21 protein-coding genes are annotated in these 16,354 nt (G+C 60.2%); 13 read left to right on the forward strand and 8 right to left on the reverse strand.

The annotated features are described in order from the left end of the window. Positions 1-84: 84 nt before the first annotated feature. On the reverse strand, positions 85-702 hold the full coding sequence (locus tag EEB13_RS16840) for a hypothetical protein (protein ID WP_116104381.1): 618 nt from the start codon (positions 700-702) through the stop codon (positions 85-87). A gap of 24 nt (positions 703-726) precedes the next feature. Continuing rightward, positions 727-1,749 carry an Rv2578c family radical SAM protein gene (locus EEB13_RS16845; protein WP_141485860.1) on the reverse strand — a complete coding sequence of 341 codons (1,023 nt, stop codon included), beginning with the start codon at positions 1,747-1,749 and terminating at the stop codon, positions 727-729. A gap of 99 nt (positions 1,750-1,848) precedes the next feature. Between EEB13_RS16845 and EEB13_RS16850 the strand changes: the two genes are divergently transcribed. The 3 genes from EEB13_RS16850 to EEB13_RS16860 all read left to right on the forward strand — a co-directional run bounded on the left by EEB13_RS16850 (position 1,849) and on the right by EEB13_RS16860 (position 4,670). Next, on the forward strand, positions 1,849-2,214 hold the full coding sequence (locus EEB13_RS16850; RefSeq protein WP_033236255.1) for a RidA family protein: 366 nt from the start codon (positions 1,849-1,851) through the stop codon (positions 2,212-2,214). Between the two features lie 78 nt (positions 2,215-2,292). Next, complete coding sequence (locus tag EEB13_RS16855; RefSeq protein WP_187328578.1) at positions 2,293-3,186, forward strand: DUF5995 family protein; 894 nt, start codon at positions 2,293-2,295, stop codon at positions 3,184-3,186. A 50-nt stretch (positions 3,187-3,236) separates the two neighbouring features. Next, the gene (locus tag EEB13_RS16860; RefSeq protein ID WP_261984571.1) at positions 3,237-4,670 is read left to right on the forward strand and encodes a putative nucleotidyltransferase substrate binding domain-containing protein; all 1,434 of its coding nucleotides are present in this window, start codon (positions 3,237-3,239) and stop codon (positions 4,668-4,670) included. 84 nt (positions 4,671-4,754) lie between these two features. Here EEB13_RS16860 and EEB13_RS16865 read toward each other — a convergent pair whose 3' ends face one another. Both EEB13_RS16865 and otsB read right to left on the reverse strand, forming a co-directional pair. Beyond that, positions 4,755-5,306 carry a transglycosylase family protein gene (locus tag EEB13_RS16865; protein ID WP_092808225.1) on the reverse strand — a complete coding sequence of 184 codons (552 nt, stop codon included), beginning with the start codon at positions 5,304-5,306 and terminating at the stop codon, positions 4,755-4,757. A 371-nt stretch (positions 5,307-5,677) separates the two neighbouring features. Further along, positions 5,678-6,472, reverse strand: coding sequence for a trehalose-phosphatase (otsB, locus tag EEB13_RS16870; protein ID WP_141485862.1), 795 nt, complete (start codon positions 6,470-6,472; stop codon positions 5,678-5,680). A gap of 100 nt (positions 6,473-6,572) precedes the next feature. On the opposite strand from otsB, the gene EEB13_RS16875 reads away from it, so the two are divergent. The 4 genes from EEB13_RS16875 (at position 6,573) to EEB13_RS16885 (ending at position 9,801) form a co-directional block, all read left to right on the forward strand. Then, positions 6,573-6,902 (forward strand): type VII secretion target, encoded by a 330-nt coding sequence (locus tag EEB13_RS16875; protein WP_261984572.1) that lies wholly within the window; start codon positions 6,573-6,575, stop codon positions 6,900-6,902. Further along, positions 6,899-8,245, forward strand: coding sequence for a hypothetical protein (locus EEB13_RS16880; protein ID WP_261984573.1), 1,347 nt, complete (start codon positions 6,899-6,901; stop codon positions 8,243-8,245). The genes EEB13_RS16875 and EEB13_RS16880 overlap by 4 nt, the downstream gene beginning before the upstream one ends. Positions 8,246-8,403: 158 nt before the next feature. After that, on the forward strand, positions 8,404-8,538 hold the full coding sequence (locus EEB13_RS32070; protein WP_255285223.1) for a hypothetical protein: 135 nt from the start codon (positions 8,404-8,406) through the stop codon (positions 8,536-8,538). Positions 8,539-9,060: 522 nt separating this feature from the next. After that, entirely contained in the window at positions 9,061-9,801 is a 741-nt protein-coding gene (locus EEB13_RS16885) for a thioesterase family protein (RefSeq protein ID WP_141485866.1), read from the forward strand. A gap of 53 nt (positions 9,802-9,854) precedes the next feature. Here EEB13_RS16885 and EEB13_RS16890 read toward each other — a convergent pair whose 3' ends face one another. Beyond that, the gene (locus EEB13_RS16890; protein WP_141485867.1) at positions 9,855-10,070 is read right to left on the reverse strand and encodes a hypothetical protein; all 216 of its coding nucleotides are present in this window, start codon (positions 10,068-10,070) and stop codon (positions 9,855-9,857) included. A gap of 246 nt (positions 10,071-10,316) precedes the next feature. On the opposite strand from EEB13_RS16890, the gene EEB13_RS16895 reads away from it, so the two are divergent. Beyond that, a complete protein-coding gene (locus tag EEB13_RS16895) occupies positions 10,317-10,736 on the forward strand; it encodes a hypothetical protein (protein WP_116104379.1) in 420 nt (139 codons plus the stop codon). A 196-nt stretch (positions 10,737-10,932) separates the two neighbouring features. Here the strand turns inward: EEB13_RS16895 and EEB13_RS16900 are convergent, their stop codons facing one another. Continuing rightward, the gene (locus EEB13_RS16900) at positions 10,933-11,157 is read right to left on the reverse strand and encodes a hypothetical protein (protein WP_141485868.1); all 225 of its coding nucleotides are present in this window, start codon (positions 11,155-11,157) and stop codon (positions 10,933-10,935) included. 266 nt (positions 11,158-11,423) lie between these two features. Between EEB13_RS16900 and EEB13_RS16905 the strand changes: the two genes are divergently transcribed. Further along, a complete protein-coding gene (locus EEB13_RS16905; protein WP_261984574.1) occupies positions 11,424-11,864 on the forward strand; it encodes a hypothetical protein in 441 nt (146 codons plus the stop codon). A gap of 451 nt (positions 11,865-12,315) precedes the next feature. Here the strand turns inward: EEB13_RS16905 and EEB13_RS31565 are convergent, their stop codons facing one another. Then, positions 12,316-12,462, reverse strand: a complete 147-nt coding sequence (locus EEB13_RS31565; RefSeq protein WP_155276695.1) for a hypothetical protein — start codon at positions 12,460-12,462, stop codon at positions 12,316-12,318. A gap of 291 nt (positions 12,463-12,753) precedes the next feature. Between EEB13_RS31565 and EEB13_RS16910 the strand changes: the two genes are divergently transcribed. Continuing rightward, positions 12,754-13,044 (forward strand): MerR family transcriptional regulator, encoded by a 291-nt coding sequence (locus tag EEB13_RS16910; RefSeq protein WP_045067544.1) that lies wholly within the window; start codon positions 12,754-12,756, stop codon positions 13,042-13,044. Between the two features lie 343 nt (positions 13,045-13,387). On the opposite strand, the gene EEB13_RS16915 is transcribed toward EEB13_RS16910, so the two are convergent. Further along, positions 13,388-14,134 carry a GAF and ANTAR domain-containing protein gene (locus tag EEB13_RS16915; RefSeq protein WP_095887827.1) on the reverse strand — a complete coding sequence of 249 codons (747 nt, stop codon included), beginning with the start codon at positions 14,132-14,134 and terminating at the stop codon, positions 13,388-13,390. Positions 14,135-15,101: 967 nt separating this feature from the next. On the opposite strand from EEB13_RS16915, the gene EEB13_RS31570 reads away from it, so the two are divergent. The 3 genes from EEB13_RS31570 (at position 15,102) to EEB13_RS16925 (ending at position 16,273) form a co-directional block, all read left to right on the forward strand. After that, positions 15,102-15,245, forward strand: a complete 144-nt coding sequence (locus tag EEB13_RS31570; RefSeq protein ID WP_155276694.1) for a hypothetical protein — start codon at positions 15,102-15,104, stop codon at positions 15,243-15,245. 437 nt (positions 15,246-15,682) lie between these two features. Continuing rightward, entirely contained in the window at positions 15,683-15,952 is a 270-nt protein-coding gene (locus tag EEB13_RS16920) for a DUF4235 domain-containing protein (protein WP_033236141.1), read from the forward strand. 138 nt (positions 15,953-16,090) lie between these two features. Then, a complete protein-coding gene (locus tag EEB13_RS16925; protein WP_141485870.1) occupies positions 16,091-16,273 on the forward strand; it encodes a hypothetical protein in 183 nt (60 codons plus the stop codon). Positions 16,274-16,354: the final 81 nt, after the last annotated feature.

A 16,354-nucleotide genomic window follows, 5' to 3' on the forward strand; every position in this document is an offset into this window, starting at 1 on the left:
ACTCCATTTCGACAGTTGAATCAGGCCGAACCGACGCTACTCACGATCGTTACCTCGCGCAACGTATTTTCCGGGCTACGCGATCTAATCCGTCTCGAGGTCGACCACCAAGAAATCCTCCCGGCGTGGCCCCCACTCCCGGTCGGTTAGTTGATAGGAACGCAATCCCTGCGGCGGGTGCGCCAACTCGTAGAACTGTTCGGTCCCGGAAACGAACTGCATCGATTCCCACCCCCAGCGCGAACCGTGCGGTTGCCGCAGATCAGGCTGCATATCCGAAACGATGGACACTAGTCGAAGTCCACGAACAACTCCTGAAGTAACGGCGTCCGCGTCGAAATCCCGCCAGGCCTGCGACGCATTCGAATTCTTCCGCATCGTGCCCGCACGTAGATGCAGCGCACCGGACACCTCGATCTGCGACGGAATCGGTAGATCAGCGTTGAACGTGAACTGCAGATTGCCCACACCGCCGATCGAAGGTTGTTGTACCACATCAATATCCGGGTCTGCAGTCAACCGCCGCACTATCGGATTCGAACTTCGGCGAACGTCCACGACACACGACCAGGTCGGCTCCAACGCAGCCCACCTCCGCGGACTGTCAGGGTTCCACGACAATCCCCAACGGATGGTTTCTCCCAGCTTCGGCGGCACAAACCACCGAAACCGTAACCAGTCGATCACCACCGGAGTGTTCATGCCTGACCGTACCAAGCAGCGTTCTCAGAAAAGCGTCAATGCCGCTCCGGCACCGACCAATTCGCGTTCAACCCGTGGACCCTCGAGCTCACGATGCTGCGACGGTCCCGCCAATCCATGACGCTCCACCAGCGGTTCGACGCGCTTCTTGAGCCAACTCTTGTACTCCGGCGTGACGTAGGCACCGCGTCCGTAAAGTTCGCGATACCGGCGGATCAGCGCGGGATGCTCTTGGGCCAGCCAGTTCAGGAACCATCCGCGCGTACTGCCGCGAAGGTGCATCGGAAAGACCGTCACGCCGGTGGCACCGGCGTCGGCGAGTGCGGCAAACAGTTCGTCGAGGTGCTGGCTCGAATCTGTGAGGAACGGGATGACCGGCGCGACCATCACGTTGCACGAGAATCCGGCGTCGGTGATTGCCCGGATCATCTCCAGTCGAGCGCGCGGAGACGGTGTGCCAGGCTCGATCTGCTTCTGCAGAACAGGATCGTTGATCGCCAGCGACACTCCGATGCCGACATCGACCTGGGTCGCAGCCATTTTGAGCAATGGCAAATCTCGCCGCAGCAAGGTCCCCTTGGTGAGGATCGAAAACGGTGTACCGGATTCCGTCAACGCTCGAATGATGCCGGGCATCAATCGGTATCGACCCTCGGCCCGCTGATACGGATCGGTGTTGGTGCCAAGCGCTACAGGTTCACGCTTCCAGGACTTTCGGGCCAATTCCTTACGCAGAACCGCCGCAACGTTGGTCTTCACGACAACTTGCGAATCAAAATCCCGGCCGGCGTCGAGGTCGAGGTACTCATGGCTCGGCCGAGCGAAGCAGTACCGGCAGGCATGGGAACAACCACGAAAAGCATTGACCGTGAAGTTGAACGGCAACGTCGATGCTTCCGGCATCTTGTTGAGCGCACTCTTACACAGCACTTCGTGGAACGTGATTCCCTCGAACTCAGGCGTCTGCACCGAGCGGACCAACCCGGCTCGCTCGAGCCCGGGCAACGCTCCGTCGTCTGCATCCAATGCCTGACCCGACCACCTCATAGCCCCAAGTCGAACACTTGTTCTATGCTATGTCAAGATGAACCGTGGAAGCGACCCGTGCTTCACTACGGTCGATCAGTTGTTGGCAGAATCAACGCCATGTCCAACAGAATCAACATCTCGTCCGGTTCCGAATGGGAACCGAAGATCGGTTACTCCCGCGCCGTCCGCATCGGCAATCAGGTTGCGGTTTCAGGCACCACCGCCCCCGGCGAAACCCTGAACGATCAGACCCGTGCCGCCCTCGACACCATCAAGGCCGCACTCGAAGAAGCCGGCGCTTCGCTCGGCGATGTCATCCGCACCCGCATGTACCTGCGCGACATGTCGCAGTGGGAGCAGGCCGCACTCGCTCACGGTGAAGTATTCGGCGACATCCGCCCGGCTACGACAATCCTCGAGGTCAGCTCGTTGATCGACCCCGCTCTACTCATCGAGATCGAAGCCGACGCAGTTCTGAGCTGACTGCAGTTCTGAGCTGACTGCAGTTCCGAGCTGATTGCCAACCCGGCAATCATGAATCGGTTCAACTACTGTGAGCCGATGAAATCGAGCCGAATCGTGACCACAGCGATCGCACTGAGTTTCACATTCGCTCTACTCTTGCCCGGATCCGTAGCTGCGGATCCGGGCAAGAATCTATCCATAGCCTGCGGAACTCCACTGACTGCCGGCGAGGTCGAAAGAATTGCGTACCTCAGCGACGTATCGACGCTGCACGGAGAAGGCCTCGAACGCTTGGAGTCCGCAGTCGAGCGGCATCACCAAATCACCACAATCCTTGTATCACATCATGATTGGCGCGGACTCTTCTCGATCGGTCTCGATGCCGTCGAGCATGAGGCGGTCATGCCTCTACAGCGCGATCCGGGAGTATTCGCCAACAGATCCTGGGCACGTTCGGTCAGTTTCGAACTACTACGCCGTTATCTAGCGAATATCCACGCCGAATTCACCGGCGCCCCTACCGATCCCGCATGGTCCAACTATTTCTCGTTGACGCGCCAATGCGATATCAGTCCCGCACGCGTCGCCATGGCTGGCTACAACGCACACCTCACAGTCGATCTCGCCTACACCGTGGCCACCGCTACCACCCAGCCTGTCGATATCCCCGATTTCTACAAGATCGTCGATTCCATCGCGACAAAAGGCGGTTCGATAGTTTCCGACACCAAAGCCGAATACGGCGCCGACTTGGGCCCACTGTGGCGGTTCTACTTCGTCGGTGAGGGGCTCGATCGGCTGACCGGAAACTCCGAACCGTCCCAGCTTCTGCTCAGGGCCGCCGACAGTGGATACAACACGATCACGTTGACCAACGGTTTTGCACTACAGAACCCGTATACGAAGGCCGGCACCGAACAGGAGATCGACGCACTGTGGCGCACTACCGACGTCGCGCTCGACGCGCTCGCACGCCTTGGCGGCCTGTGACGCCGCGACCGACATGACGATCAATCGGACATGCCTGCGACAATGGAGCCATGACGGGCTACACCGCGCGAATCTCGGTACCGAACCCAGCCATGCGTGCGGTACGAGATCTGTTGCGGGGACCGGCAATTGTATGTTCCGGGGAATCCTCCATCCGCGATGCCGCTGTACTGATGACCGAAGCCGGGCGTCGAGCCGTCGTAATTCCCACAGATGCAAGCACTTACGGAATCTTCACGGAGGGCGATCTGCGCAGCCGAGTTGTTGTCGGAGGAATCGACAGCGCTCGCCCGGTCTCCACGGTGATGACGCCGTCTGCCGTGACGGTGGATCCGGATCGACTCGGAGCCGACGCTGTCACGGACATGCTCGAACACGGATTGCGCCACCTTCCCGTCGTCACGGCGTCCGGCGAACTTCTGGGGGTGCTCGAACTGAGCGACCTTCTGACGTCGGCAACAAATCAGGGCTTCGAACTTCGCGCCGCCCTTGCGACTGCCAAGACCGACGTCGAACTCATTGCCACGGCCCGAGCTGTACCTGAGCTGGTCACCGGCCTGGTCGACGCACGGGTCTCACCCATCGATATCAGTGGCACGCTATCGGTCTTGATCGACGTGACGGTGCGGCGCGCAATCGAACTGGTGGTGGGCGGCGACGAACGCCCGGACTTTGCCTGGCTGTCACTCGGCAGCGCGGCCCGGCGCGAGGCTCTGCCGTCGTCGGACATCGACAGCGCGTTGGTGTGGGGCGGAGAGTCGCACCGCGAAGGTGCGGATGCGGCGCAGCGGATCCACGAGATTCTCGACCGGTGTGGATTCCCTCGCGACGCGCAGAACGCAGTCGCAACTCAGGCACGATTCGCACGTACGCTCCCGCAGTGGCGCCGCGCCTTACGCAAGTGGGTAGCCAATCCCTACCAGGACCAGGCCCTCGTCATGCTGTCGATGCTGGCAGACGCCCGCGTTGTTGCGGGAGATCCTGCCCTCGATCCGAGGCCCGAAGCCTTGGATCAGTTACGCCTCAACCCGGCCGTCATGCGACTACTACTTCGAGAAGCCGTGGGCGAGAAGGCAAAACTACATTCGTTGCGGGACGTGGTGACACGCCGTACCGGTACCGTCAACCTGAAATCCACAGCTGTGCAACCGATCGTGAATATCGCACGCTGGGCCGGCACGTCCGTAGGCGCACGTACGAGCACCACCGTCGAACGCCTGAAGGTTGCTTCCGACACCGGTTTCCTCCCCGCCGACGACACGCGGGTGCTCATCGAGTCTTTCGAGGTTCTCCAGCAGATCCGAGTCCGTCACCAGACGGATCAGTTTGCCGCCGGCATGATGCCCACCGACGAGATCGTGGTCGCGGACCTCACTCCCCTCTCGCGCAGCCTGCTCGGCAATGCGGTGAGAGAAGTAGCCGGTGTGCAACGCCGACTCGAGTACGAGGCATCAGCGTCCGCGCTACCGGATATCGAACCCTAAATACAGTCGAACTGCACAAACGCCGAATGTGTCCGGAGCGCAATCGCTCCGGACACATTCAGAAGTGTTCAACCACAAGGGTGGTTAGACGGACAGGCTCTGTCCCGGGAAGATCAGGTTGATGTTTGCGACCTGACCTGCAAGAGCGTCCAGCGAGATGCCGTGAGCTGAAGCGATCGAAGACAAGGTGTCGCCGATCTGGACCACGTAGTTACCGCCGGTAGTGGCAACAGGAGCAGATTCGACGCTGGCCTCAGCCGTGACGGGGGCAGAAGCCTCCTGGTAGGTGGCTGCGGTGGTTCCGCCGGTCAGGTACTGGCCGCACACGGGCCATGCGCCGACGCCCTGGCCTTCGAGAACGTTCTCGGCGACGCGGACCTGCTCGGACTGGCTTGCGTTGGCAGCGTTGCCCGATCCGCCGTATGCCTCCCACGTGCTCTGCGTGAACTGCAAGCCGCCGTAGAAGCCGTTTCCGGTGTTGGCTGCCCAGTTTCCGGAAGACTCGCAGTTCGCGACTCCGGACCAGTCGTGGCCGGCTGCGGAGGCGGTGCCGGTGCTCATCGCGAGCGGGATGGCTACTACTGCGCCGGCTGTTGCAACTGCGCCGAGGGCGCGCTTGAAAGTAATGCTGGTCATCAGGTAAATCCTCTCCGCTACCGCGGACGACATCGGACCTGGCACATGTGTGCCGTATCGAACGACTCGCCTGTTTCACTCCTGCCCCGCGAAGGTTTGGGGAGTACCGGACCCGCGGGGCAGAAGCACGCAGTTGCGGGCCGGTGTTTGTCCGGCTGTTTCGGACTGCCAACGACGCTAGGCGATGGTCACGGAAAGGTCACGGGGCAATTTTTTGGCACGCCCGTATCATTAGCCCGCCCGAAATCGGCAGAAAATTGCAGGTCGGAAGTTTGATTCGAGCTTCAACCATACCGATCGTTATCCATCCGTTACGTGACGACCATCACAGACTTTTTGTGACTCGCCGCACGGAAATCACGGCCTTGTTATCAAATTTGTGCATCGAGAACCGTCGCCAGGTCCTTCATCCACACCAAGAACTCTTCCGGATCACTGAACGCAACGCCGTCGACTGCGGCAACTTCCGGCGCGATGTCGACGCCGCCGACTACCAATGCGTCGCCGCCGAGCGCCAACACGGCCGCAAATGCCGGCAAGTCACCCCGGTCGTCACCCGCGTATGCCACCGCATCGACGCCAGCGGCCCGGATCGCCCGCTGCAATCCCGTCCCCTTGTCCTCGTCTACAGGAGCGCGCAACTCCTCGACGAGCTTGCCCGGCTCGCGGCGCAGCCCGGTCTTCGCTGCGACCTCACGCACCACATGCTCCACGAACGCCGCAGCGGCAACTCTCTCGCGTGCCTGCCGCCAATGCACAGCGACGGCAAGCCCCTTCCCCTCGACATGAATCCCCGGGACGTCTGCGGCATCAAACAATCGCCGTAGTTCGGCCTCGGCCTCGGCAACCGCCGGCTTCCACTTCGCCACGGCCGGTAATACTCGAATTTCCCCGTCAACCCACGTCTCGACTCCGTACGAGCCCATGAGGACAACATTCTCGCCGGGCACCCGCTCACGAAGGAAAGAGACGGGACGACCGGAAAGCAAGCCCACCATTGCGAGATGACGTGATAACACGTCGAGTACGTCGGCGGCGCCCGGCAAGAGAGCGCTCGCGGCCGGATCGTCGACTATCGGAGCGAGAACCCCGTCGAAGTCCATCACCAATCCGGAACGGGTGGGATCGGACGCAAGTCGGGCAATAACGTCCGAAGCAGTTTTCATGGGTTCAGTCTCTCAAAGGCGTCGGGGCACACGAACATGCACTCGACCAATTCATTCCGTTAGAGTCCTGAGAAGACGCTTACCAACTACGGGGGTAATGATGAGCGAGCTTTCTGTCGTCACCGACGACATCCGCACGTATGGCACTACAGCAGCAGAATCTGCCGGTCAGGTTGCCCACGCCGCGGTAATGGATCTGAACGCCAACCTCGCAGCCGTAGCACCGGCAGTCGGGCCCGTCGGACTCGAGTTCCTCGAAGCCTTCGCACGTGCACAGGCGACGCACACCAAAGACGTTGCGGCACTTGCCGCGTACTATGCCGGAACTTCTGCGACGGCCGGTGCGGCCGCGAGCACATACGACGGCACCGACAAGGCGGGCGCCGCCGACCTCCGACGTAACGCTGCCACCAACGGGGACCTTGCATGAGCACTCCTGACGAGCCTACGACGGTTCTCGAGTTTCTCCAGGGCAGTGCGCTTGCACCCGTTCTCGGCCTGGAACTGCCCGAGCCCGTCGAGAACTCGGCGATTCCTGAATACCTCATGGCGCCGCCCACGCCGGAACTCCCGCAGGGCGCCGCCGATCTGATCATGCAAGGAATTTCACTGCCGTCCCTGCCCGGCGTGGACCAACTGTTCACACCGCTGATCCAGCTTGCGCAGAGCCTCGGTTCGGGGGTCTTCAGTGGTGTTGATCCGGTCAACGTCCTCAGTTCGGCCAGTGCACTCATCGACAAGGCAGCCGGACTGTCCACACAGGGGCTTTCCTCAGTGAGCCAAACATGGAGCGGCGCAGGTAACCAGGCCGCTACACAGATCAACGAGGTAGCTCAACGCAGCGGATCAGAGCTCAGCGATCGTGGGAATGCAATCTCCCAAACCACTGCTGCAGCGGCGGAATCCGTGCAGCGTGGCAACGCTCAATTGGCGACCATCGCACAATCATTTGCCTCGGCAGTGGTAGCGGCAGCGCCGATAGCGTTGACCCCGCCCGGGCAGGCCATGCTGCTCGCGGCGGCGGCAGAACACATGCAGGCGGCCATCGCAGCAGTAAATACGACCCGCTCGGAAATGCTCGCACACACTGCCACGATGAACTCCCTTTCCGGTTCGATCCCGGTTCCGGCACCACCAGTCAGCGACGCACTCGCTGCAGCTGGACCGCTCGCCCAACAAGCGTCACAGCTGCTTGAAGGCGCTACCGCTGGAGCTACACAATTACAGTCCGCCACCGGTGGTTCAGCAGCCGGCGCCACACCATCCGGACCGGCGCAGACCAGCGCAGCGCACGCCGCAGCGGCATTGAACTCGGGCGTCGACAAACTCTGGGGCACTGGAAATCCGTTCGCCGCTTCGGGCGCAGGCGTCTCACACCAACTCGGAAGTGCGGGTGGTGCAATCGGGCCCGCAGCCACCACGCGCGCGGGCAGCGGAACGTTCGGAGCCTCCTCAGGTGGCGGTGGCATCGTCGGACCTTCAGGAATTGCAGCGCTACAACCCCTTTCGTCGACCAGCCAATCCCCTACCCCCTTTGCGCCGTCGGGAACTGCTGGTGGTGCAGTGACCGGCACGAGCCCAGGAGGCGCCATGATGGGTGGTGGAGCAGGCGCGATGGGTGGTGCCCGGGGGCAACAGGACAGTTCGAGGACCACACCGGGTTACCTGATCGAGGTATCGGACAACAACGCTGTCATCGGGGATCTCCCCATGGTCACTCCCGCGGTGATCGGATCAGAAGATCCCGACCAGGCATTGTTCACCGGGCTCTGAGACAACCCACACACTCGACGGGTACGTGCACACTACGTTCGAGAGACGTTGAGCCAGCGGGTGACTGGAGTCGATTTTGTCCGATATGAGTAACACTGGCGAATGTGTGGGCGATTGAATCCGTGAATGGTCGTCCAAACGAGAGCAGGAGTGTGCATATGGGTTCCATCGACATTCTCAATTGGCTTCACGAGGGAGCAAGTGCCGGAGACCCCATCAGGGGTCCGCTTTACGTAGTGGCGTTCATCGCGATCGGACTGGTCAGCGTACTGAGCGGCGGAGCCGTGATCTAGGCGTACCTGGCAGTTGATCGTCGGTGTGAGAAATTTGGGGTCACGAGCGTCGGGGGTCGAGGTCCACACGGTCAGCCTTGTATCAGTCAGCCTTCGACGTACTCGACTGATAGACCTCCCCCTGACGCATTCCTTCGCAGCGAAGACGGCGATCGCCAACGCCGCAATCTGATCTGGGACCAGCCGAACAGGCTGTTGAGCACAAGGCCTACCAGCAGGACAGTCGAGAGATACGTAAAGCGAAGTGTCTGCTTCGAATCCGCAACTGCCGACGCCGAGCCGAGTTCGCGGTGCGACCGACACGTACGAAGCCAACGCGAAAGCGAAGATACTGCGCCATCAGCAATATCCGTCAGTTTCAGTATCAACGAGACCGATCACATCCTCGAGAGCGCGCCCGATCCGTGGATCAGTAGGTTCATATCCACCTGTGCCTGGCTTGTAATTACCATAGTCAGACCCTAAGGTTCTGACTATAGAAAGCACAAGTCAGATGTCAGCCGAACTACGGGAGCCCTCGATATGACTGTCACCACCACGACATCGCACAGCGCCACTTTCGAGGCGAGCTGGAAGAGTTTCGACGGAATCCATGGTGGCCTCGTCGTCGCGAGCATGATCCGAGCAGCAGTCGACGCCACCGGCGCCTCGCCTGCCGCGGTCAGCGCGCACCTCGATCGGCCGGTCCCACCCGGCGTAGCCGCCCTGACAGTCGATGACGTGCATGGCGGCCGTACCGTCAGTTGCCGAGTCGCACTTGCCGATTCCGCTACCGCGCTCGTTCGTCTCGCGCGCGATATCAGCCACACAGTCCGGACGACCTCATCAGTGGAACCGGCCTCTGACGACCCGTCGACTCTGCCACGCCTCGAGATACCGATCGACTTCGTACCGTTCTCACAGCATCTCGACATTCGCCCGATCAACGCCGCCCGACCGTTTGCAGGTGGCGACTCCCCCGAGTTCGATGTCTGGATTCGCTTGCTCGACAATCTCGATTTCACGACGACAGAGCGCTCTGCAGTCCTACTCGACGCATTGCCGCCCGGGCTTTTTGCGACCCTGACGATGCCTGTTGCAATTCCCACCGTCGAGTTCAGCGCACATTTTGCTCCCACCACACCGTCGGATTCACCGTGGCACCGCCTGCGCCATCGCACCGTGTGGGCAACAGACACGCTGTGCGTCGACGAGACCGAATTATTCACCGCAACAGGCGAACTCGCGGCCCAGGCGAGACAGCTGCGTCGGATACTGAACTGAGAGCCGGACCTGACCGACTTCGGCGCAACACTGCTCTGATTGACCTGGTTTTGCTACGAGCCGTCCTCGAACTGGTACCACGGGCCGCCGACATTGATGAGCGAGAGCAAAAATCGCGTGCCACCGGGTAGCTTCACCAGCCATGCCAGCTTGGCCGCGACGATAACCAACAAATCCGGTGCGGCGACAACAACGATTCGTGTCGTACGCCAGGTACGGAAAGGCCACCATGCGAAGTACGGGCCGAGCAGAACAAACATTGCAACCACGGCGCCCACTGGAACGACGTATCGGTGAGGGTCTCGTCACGAAAGGTGTAGTGCTGGGTAAACAACGGAAATCACCTAACCTACGCGACACTCGGAAGCGATGGAAACCAATTCGGGAGCCTGGCAGATCAGTAACCCAGCGACCCAACTTCTCCAATCCGAGAGCTCGGCCTCGCCTTGCCACGACTGCAGTCCGGGTGAAGGATGGGCGCGACACTAATTTCCCGCCTGCTGGAGGGCACCGTAATGAATCTTGTTCGCCGACTGGCCATCTGCTCGTCCGTAGTGATCGGTTCGGCTCTGGCGCCGGTAGCCGCGGCCTCCGCTGCAGTCACCGTTCCGTTCCAGATCGATCCGGCTCCGTACGGGAACCCGAATGGCAGCTTCGACGCACCCGCGGTCCGCTGTGTGGCCGTGGTCGGCGAACAAGCGGGCACGCTGAGGATCACCGGAGGTAAAGAAGGCCGGTGGGGGTGCCTGCTCTCGTCGGAAGTGCGCTGGTTGAACTTGTCGACCGGGACGTCCGGAACCGCCCGACTGTCTGACGGACTGCACGGATACCCGGCCGAGGCGACCCTGCAGACCGGCACCGGGCAAATCGCAGTCGCGGTTCTATCTGCGGCCGGAACGATTACCCCTGGCGTCGCAACCTTTTTCGTTCCGTAAGTGATCGCCACACTCTGAGCCGCCGGACCCCCGATATCCAACGGGCGCAGATTTACAGCCATGCACCTCAACGATTCCGCAGACGGGTCTCGCGGCCTGAAATAGTGATGTCCCCCGCGGGTTGCGGTCCAGCGCTTTTCGAGCGCTGGACGCTAGTCTGCTCGGCAAACTCTTCAATTCAGATCGTTATCGCAATTCACAGGACCGATGGACGGACTCGGGCGCTTTGCGGGCCCGTTGCTTGTCGTCCGAGCCGGGCGCAGACCGCGTCTATTCCACGTCGTGCGAGACCGGCCGGATCGCCAGGCCTTTCCATGAGCGTCCTTAACAGTTCCCGCTCGAAGTTCGCGTGGTTCCACAAGCCGCTGTCAGCGGTCGGGCCGGGATGCTCGACGTAGGTGACGGTAAACGGTGTGGTCATGGTGTCCACAATGCACAGGCAACAGAGAGGAACTCGTCGCCACGGGCGTAGCCGTCATCTTCGAGTAGGTCTACGAATGCATGGTTGAGCGCCACAGCACATCTCTGAACACCTGCATCTCTGACCACCCAAAGATTGGCAGCATGGGTGTATCCGGTCTACCTGAGATAGGATCACTCATAGTTCCTCGTCAAGCCGCGGCAACGAACTGTCTTCATCAGCCATTGCAATATTGCAACGGCCACGCCTAGACAGGTAGGACAGCCATGCCCCTTACGAAGAAATTCTCGGAAAAGTACAACGACGCACTGATCGCATTGGCCACCGCTACCCATCGCCCCGCCAACGTGGTCAACCTTGCCGGTGACTACGCCATCCGCGTCGACCTCGAATACAACCGCTACGTCTTGGCCACCAACACCGGCCGGGGCCTCTCGGACGAGCCCGATACAAGTGGATCCTGGACGATTCGTGTCTTTCAGACCAACATCGAGTCGATACCGGACACACTGCTCGGCGAGGCTGCCGACCCATGGCTCGTAGACGCGTTCGATTCCGCACTCACCCGCCTCGAAGCCGACGGTAACAAGATCGTCGCGGACGCAGACTTCGGTGACATGGCACGACCTGATGCAACCGCATCAACCGCATCAACCGATGTCATGGCACCAGCTCAAGCCGGGTCGTCAGTCGTGTCGCTCAGCTGAGAGATCGCGGCCAGAATCGAATTCTCGGCTTCCAGCAAGTAATCGTTCGATTCCAACGAGCGTGATTCCGTCGTCGATCACCTCAGTGCTGGGCCCATGTCGGTGTGGGCATCGAGTTGCCTTCATGGTTCCAAAACTTCTGTTGCGGAGGAGCATTGGGCAGGACTGAACCGATAGGCGGCACTTTGCCATTCAACGGGCACTTGCCATTCAACGGGCACTTCTCCGTGAGACTGCCGTCCGGTCGGGCGAAATCGGGAAACACACCCGCCCGGACACGCTATGGAGACCCCGACGGTCGATCCGCTCTCGAAGCCATCGAACAACGTTCGAGCGATAACCCCTCAGAGATTTGGACCTGCGAAGATTTGGACCTGCGAACCCGGCCTAGGATCAGCGAGATATGGCGTTAGCCGCAAAAACCGGCCAGCGTGTTGTTTCGGCCACCCGCTCAGCCGATATCCACGGTCAACTCTTCTGATACGGGATGCCCGAATATCTTGGCGGCGATTCCTAGCGCGGGTTCCGGCGTGTTCACGGTGGAACTGCCCGAGGCAATGTCGCCGCTATGAGCGAACGGGATGTCGATCGCCGTCATCGCGTTCGCGAGGTGAAGGGATGAACGAGCGCCCGTCTAAGCATCCACGTTCTTTAAATCTACATCGGCCAACACAGATAATTCGCATGCCCGAAAGAGCAACAACTTAGGCGAGACGTTTCCCGCAAAGACTGATGCACGCCCCGAACAGCTGAAATGCAGGAAACTCTGGAGGTCAGCCAGTGCCGACTGGACCAAATCTAAACCCGTAGATATAGATTTTATGGTCACAGATGTTAAGGTCGCGTGACAACCCATTACGATCAGCCGATTACGATGAGGAGGTTCACCGTGACTTTCGAACGTCAACCGCCCTCACTGCGCGGCGTGTACGGGATCTCGGTGATGTCGGAGTTATCCGGCATCGGACCGCAGACCTTAAGGCTCTACGACCGAAGAGGGTTGTTGACCCCGACGCGCACCGATGGCGGAACCCGCCGCTACAGCGAAGCGGATCTGACCACGCTACGTCGCATTAGCGAATTGATCGCCAACGGAGTGAACTTAGTCGGAATCGGATTGATCCTCTCACTCGAGGCCGAGAACGCAACTCTTGCGACGCGGATCAATCAGATGCACTAATCGGCCGACGCGCAGCTTTGATTGTCGGGACCGGCGACATCAGCTGGGAGTGACGTCGCGGGGCTGCTGATACTCCCGAAGTCAACATCGGCAACAACTTGTTGCCGAGAGCCTCAAGGTGATGGAGGGCAGAATCGAAAGCGTCGACGAGCCTTTGGTGTGTCGCTTCGGCGAGACGTTGATCCGATACGCCGTCGATTTCGGCCTGAAAGAATCGAACCAACGGGGCCGAACTAGGCGCACTCCCTGCCTGATGGGGCGCCGGCCACGCATCCATCAGGCAGAGAGCAGCGAAACTGCTCTGCCACAACATTTCCCAGCGAAGCACTTCCCATATTCGGCGTTACTCGTTACCAACCGGAACCTCGCGGAGGACCACCCTTTCCGCCAACTCGAGCACGGACACGTTCATCTCTTGCGAGAGCGTTCGAAGCATCTGAAACGCCGCTATGGCATCGACGTCGAAACGTTCCATGAGCATGCCCTTGGCTTGGCCGATCAGATCACGTGAGGCCAGCGCACTGCGAAACTGCTCACCGCGACGTGCACTCGAAAGCGCAATGGCCGCATGGGTAGCCAGATTGATCGCCTGCTCCTCCGTTTCGGCGTCGAACCCGCCGGCATTGTCCGAGAACAGGTTCAATGCGCCGAGTTCGTCGCCATCGGTATAAAGCTGGATCGACAACACAGACCGAACCGGAGTCTGCTCCCGCACCGCAGTCATAAACGCGGGCCACCGCGGATCCGAAATTACGTCGACTATCCGCACCGTCTGACGAGACCAGATCGCATCGAAACACGGCCCCTCACCGTGCTCGTGCTGCAATTCGTCGAACCGCGTCGGCACTCTACCGGTCGCTGCAGCCGACTCGAAATGCTCAGGACGATGTCCAGGACGATGGCGGCGCACCAAGGTGATCCCCGCATGATCGACACCATGGAGCAGTTTCACCGCAGCCTCGGCGACCTCCTCGAGCACCTCCGACGGTGCCATAACACCACCGGTAAGCGTTCCGTGCACCGTCCGCGCCACCTGCGAAATCCGCCCATAAACATCCAGAACCGACTTCTCCGATGTCTCCACTGCCATTCTTCCTTCCACCCGCAGTGTCACCATAAAAATCATCTACGCGCAGGTCGGAGCGCCGACTCCCGACCGGGATCGAAGAATACTCGAACTCCCAGCCCACTCCATCATCCGGTCCGACGAACTGCCGGCACATAGTGGGCCCGCCACATATGGCGATCGACGAATGCCACCGGTGCCGGGCACCCGAGAACACACCGCCGCGAGTCTTACCGCACAGTCGAGCGTCTCACCCAGTATCGGCCGCGCCGGATCCCGCAGCCTTGTCGATCGCCCATATCGACTCCGAAGGACCGCACATCCGACTGCACTAACTCGCCGCAGAGGAGACCCGGCCCCTGGCACCGCTCACCTCTCACAGTCGATGTGTCAACTACAGCGAGTGGCGTCGACATTCGGCTACCGCCGACAATCAGTGCCGAACCTATGACTGCGCAAGCGATTACGCAGCGACTACGTTCCCAATTGCGAGTGTTTTTCACCAGATAACGTTCGGCTGTATCGGTGAGCCGGAAACATCTGACCCGCCGTGGAAATTGGGGTCCACCGCCAGCTCCGCAGCAGACTCTTCCTACTCAGTGAAACTGTCGGATAATCCATTGCGCAACACGTTTCTCGCCCCAATCTCGATGTGCACTGCACGACCGGCAGGGCATCAAGCAGCACCGCTCCAATGTCACTGCAGACGTTTCAGGCACAATCTGCGACCCGGAGCTCATCAATCGACAGCAATAAATCTATCCCGTAAGACACAGATTTCACGGAAGGGGAAGGGGAGGTTTCGCCCCCCAAATGCGACATAAACAAGCATTTCATCTGGCAACGGCCCAAAAACTGGTGATGCAAACCATGTTTTCGCCTCCAGTTTCGCCCGTCCAGGCTTGCCAATTATCTACTTCTCCTGGTATAGATTTAGAGCGCCTGAAACTGCACATACTGCCGCTACTGCACACTTGGCTTCAGGAGGACGATGACAGCGATCGACATCCAGTCCGCTCGGCCCGGCGCGATCAAACCCCGGAAGTTCAACTGTGAACACCGGGAGCTCGAGTTCCGGATCGCCCCGATGTTCGGGGACCCCATGAGGAAGGAATTGGCCGCAAGCATCGGCTGAACAGACAGAGACGATCTTTGGCGATGATGCCGCAACTGCACGCACACATTCGCGCGAACAGTTCGACATCTCAAGAGAGGAAGACGTATGTCCGATTCACGATACCGGGACTGAGCACTGACGACGGCGCGAACGTGGCTGCAGTGCCGCAGAAACGACTGAGCGCATACAACCATCCACACCTCACCGAAGACTTACTCATCAGCCAAGAGTCAGCCGACAAAGCGCGCCAAGACTGAACCCGCCGTTGTACGGCGTTCAGCCGGATAGCTACCGGCGATAAGTGAGGAGAACTCCGGAACCGTGACGCAACGCGAACATCGCATCTTCCAACGGCAGCAACGCTTGTTGCCGGGTTCGATCATGGCAGAACATCGCTCGGCGCCGCAGCGATCGCTTCCTTCTAACAGAACGACATCAATGGAGGAATTCACACAATGAGCGCAATAACCAAAGCAATGTACAAACCGCTTTCCCTCGCAACGAGCGTGATTGGTGGAATCGCCGCTGGAGCGGTGTTTCAACAGATCTGGAAGCGCGTCGGGCATGACGAAAAAGCCCCCGACCCGCAAGATCTCAACAGATCGAGCAAAGAAGTCCTGATCGCGGCGGCGCTCCAGGGAGCAGTTTTCGCCGTCGTGAAAGCAGCAGTGGACCGAGCTGGCGCAAAAAGCTACCGGGCTCTCACTCACGAGGACCCGATGTGAACTTCAGCCACTTCGCGCATGAGACACGTCGAGCATCGTCGCATCTCGAATAACTGAATGCCAGGCGCGAAACATGGACGGCAGCAACGATAGTCGATTCCCCTCGGCCGACGAGCCGAGATGAACCCCGGAGGTACTTTGACCGACAAGCAAGCACGTACAGGCGAGGGTCCACCCGACGACATCGAGACTGTCCACACAGATCCCAGCAGCGAAAACGCAGCCGGGGACGTGCAATCGGATCCTTCCGGCGGCGAAACCTGGTCCGACGAGGGCGGCGCCACCACACAAGGACCTGCAACCGATCCACACTCGCGATAGAGCGGACCAGAGGCGATACCCGCACCGCAGGAAGGTTTTCTTGGCAAGCTACCGCACCGTACCCGACGTGCGTGATGATCA

It is taken from the genome of Rhodococcus sp. WS3, from assembly GCF_003797085.1.
In the GTDB taxonomy this organism is placed as follows: Bacteria; Actinomycetota; Actinomycetes; order Mycobacteriales; family Mycobacteriaceae; genus Rhodococcus_F; species Rhodococcus_F globerula.

Excerpts from the sequence above, each read along its gene's own strand:
- EEB13_RS16840 (WP_116104381.1), bottom strand. The coding sequence starts at position 702 with ATGAACACTCCGGTGGTGATCGACTGGTTACGGTTTCGGTGGTTTGTG.
- EEB13_RS16845 (WP_141485860.1), bottom strand. The coding sequence starts at position 1,749 with ATGAGGTGGTCGGGTCAGGCATTGGATGCAGACGACGGAGCGTTGCCC.
- EEB13_RS16850 (WP_033236255.1), top strand. The coding sequence starts at position 1,849 with ATGTCCAACAGAATCAACATCTCGTCCGGTTCCGAATGGGAACCGAAG.
- EEB13_RS16855 (WP_187328578.1), top strand. The coding sequence starts at position 2,293 with ATGAAATCGAGCCGAATCGTGACCACAGCGATCGCACTGAGTTTCACA.
- EEB13_RS16860 (WP_261984571.1), top strand. The coding sequence starts at position 3,237 with ATGACGGGCTACACCGCGCGAATCTCGGTACCGAACCCAGCCATGCGT.
- EEB13_RS16865 (WP_092808225.1), bottom strand. The coding sequence starts at position 5,306 with ATGACCAGCATTACTTTCAAGCGCGCCCTCGGCGCAGTTGCAACAGCC.
- otsB (WP_141485862.1), bottom strand. The coding sequence starts at position 6,472 with ATGAAAACTGCTTCGGACGTTATTGCCCGACTTGCGTCCGATCCCACC.
- EEB13_RS16875 (WP_261984572.1), top strand. The coding sequence starts at position 6,573 with ATGAGCGAGCTTTCTGTCGTCACCGACGACATCCGCACGTATGGCACT.
- EEB13_RS16880 (WP_261984573.1), top strand. The coding sequence starts at position 6,899 with ATGAGCACTCCTGACGAGCCTACGACGGTTCTCGAGTTTCTCCAGGGC.
- EEB13_RS32070 (WP_255285223.1), top strand. The coding sequence starts at position 8,404 with ATGGGTTCCATCGACATTCTCAATTGGCTTCACGAGGGAGCAAGTGCC.
- EEB13_RS16885 (WP_141485866.1), top strand. The coding sequence starts at position 9,061 with ATGACTGTCACCACCACGACATCGCACAGCGCCACTTTCGAGGCGAGC.
- EEB13_RS16895 (WP_116104379.1), top strand. The coding sequence starts at position 10,317 with ATGAATCTTGTTCGCCGACTGGCCATCTGCTCGTCCGTAGTGATCGGT.
- EEB13_RS16900 (WP_141485868.1), bottom strand. The coding sequence starts at position 11,157 with ATGACCACACCGTTTACCGTCACCTACGTCGAGCATCCCGGCCCGACC.
- EEB13_RS16905 (WP_261984574.1), top strand. The coding sequence starts at position 11,424 with ATGCCCCTTACGAAGAAATTCTCGGAAAAGTACAACGACGCACTGATC.
- EEB13_RS31565 (WP_155276695.1), bottom strand. The coding sequence starts at position 12,462 with ATGACGGCGATCGACATCCCGTTCGCTCATAGCGGCGACATTGCCTCG.
- EEB13_RS16915 (WP_095887827.1), bottom strand. The coding sequence starts at position 14,134 with ATGGCAGTGGAGACATCGGAGAAGTCGGTTCTGGATGTTTATGGGCGG.
- EEB13_RS31570 (WP_155276694.1), top strand. The coding sequence starts at position 15,102 with ATGACAGCGATCGACATCCAGTCCGCTCGGCCCGGCGCGATCAAACCC.
- EEB13_RS16920 (WP_033236141.1), top strand. The coding sequence starts at position 15,683 with ATGAGCGCAATAACCAAAGCAATGTACAAACCGCTTTCCCTCGCAACG.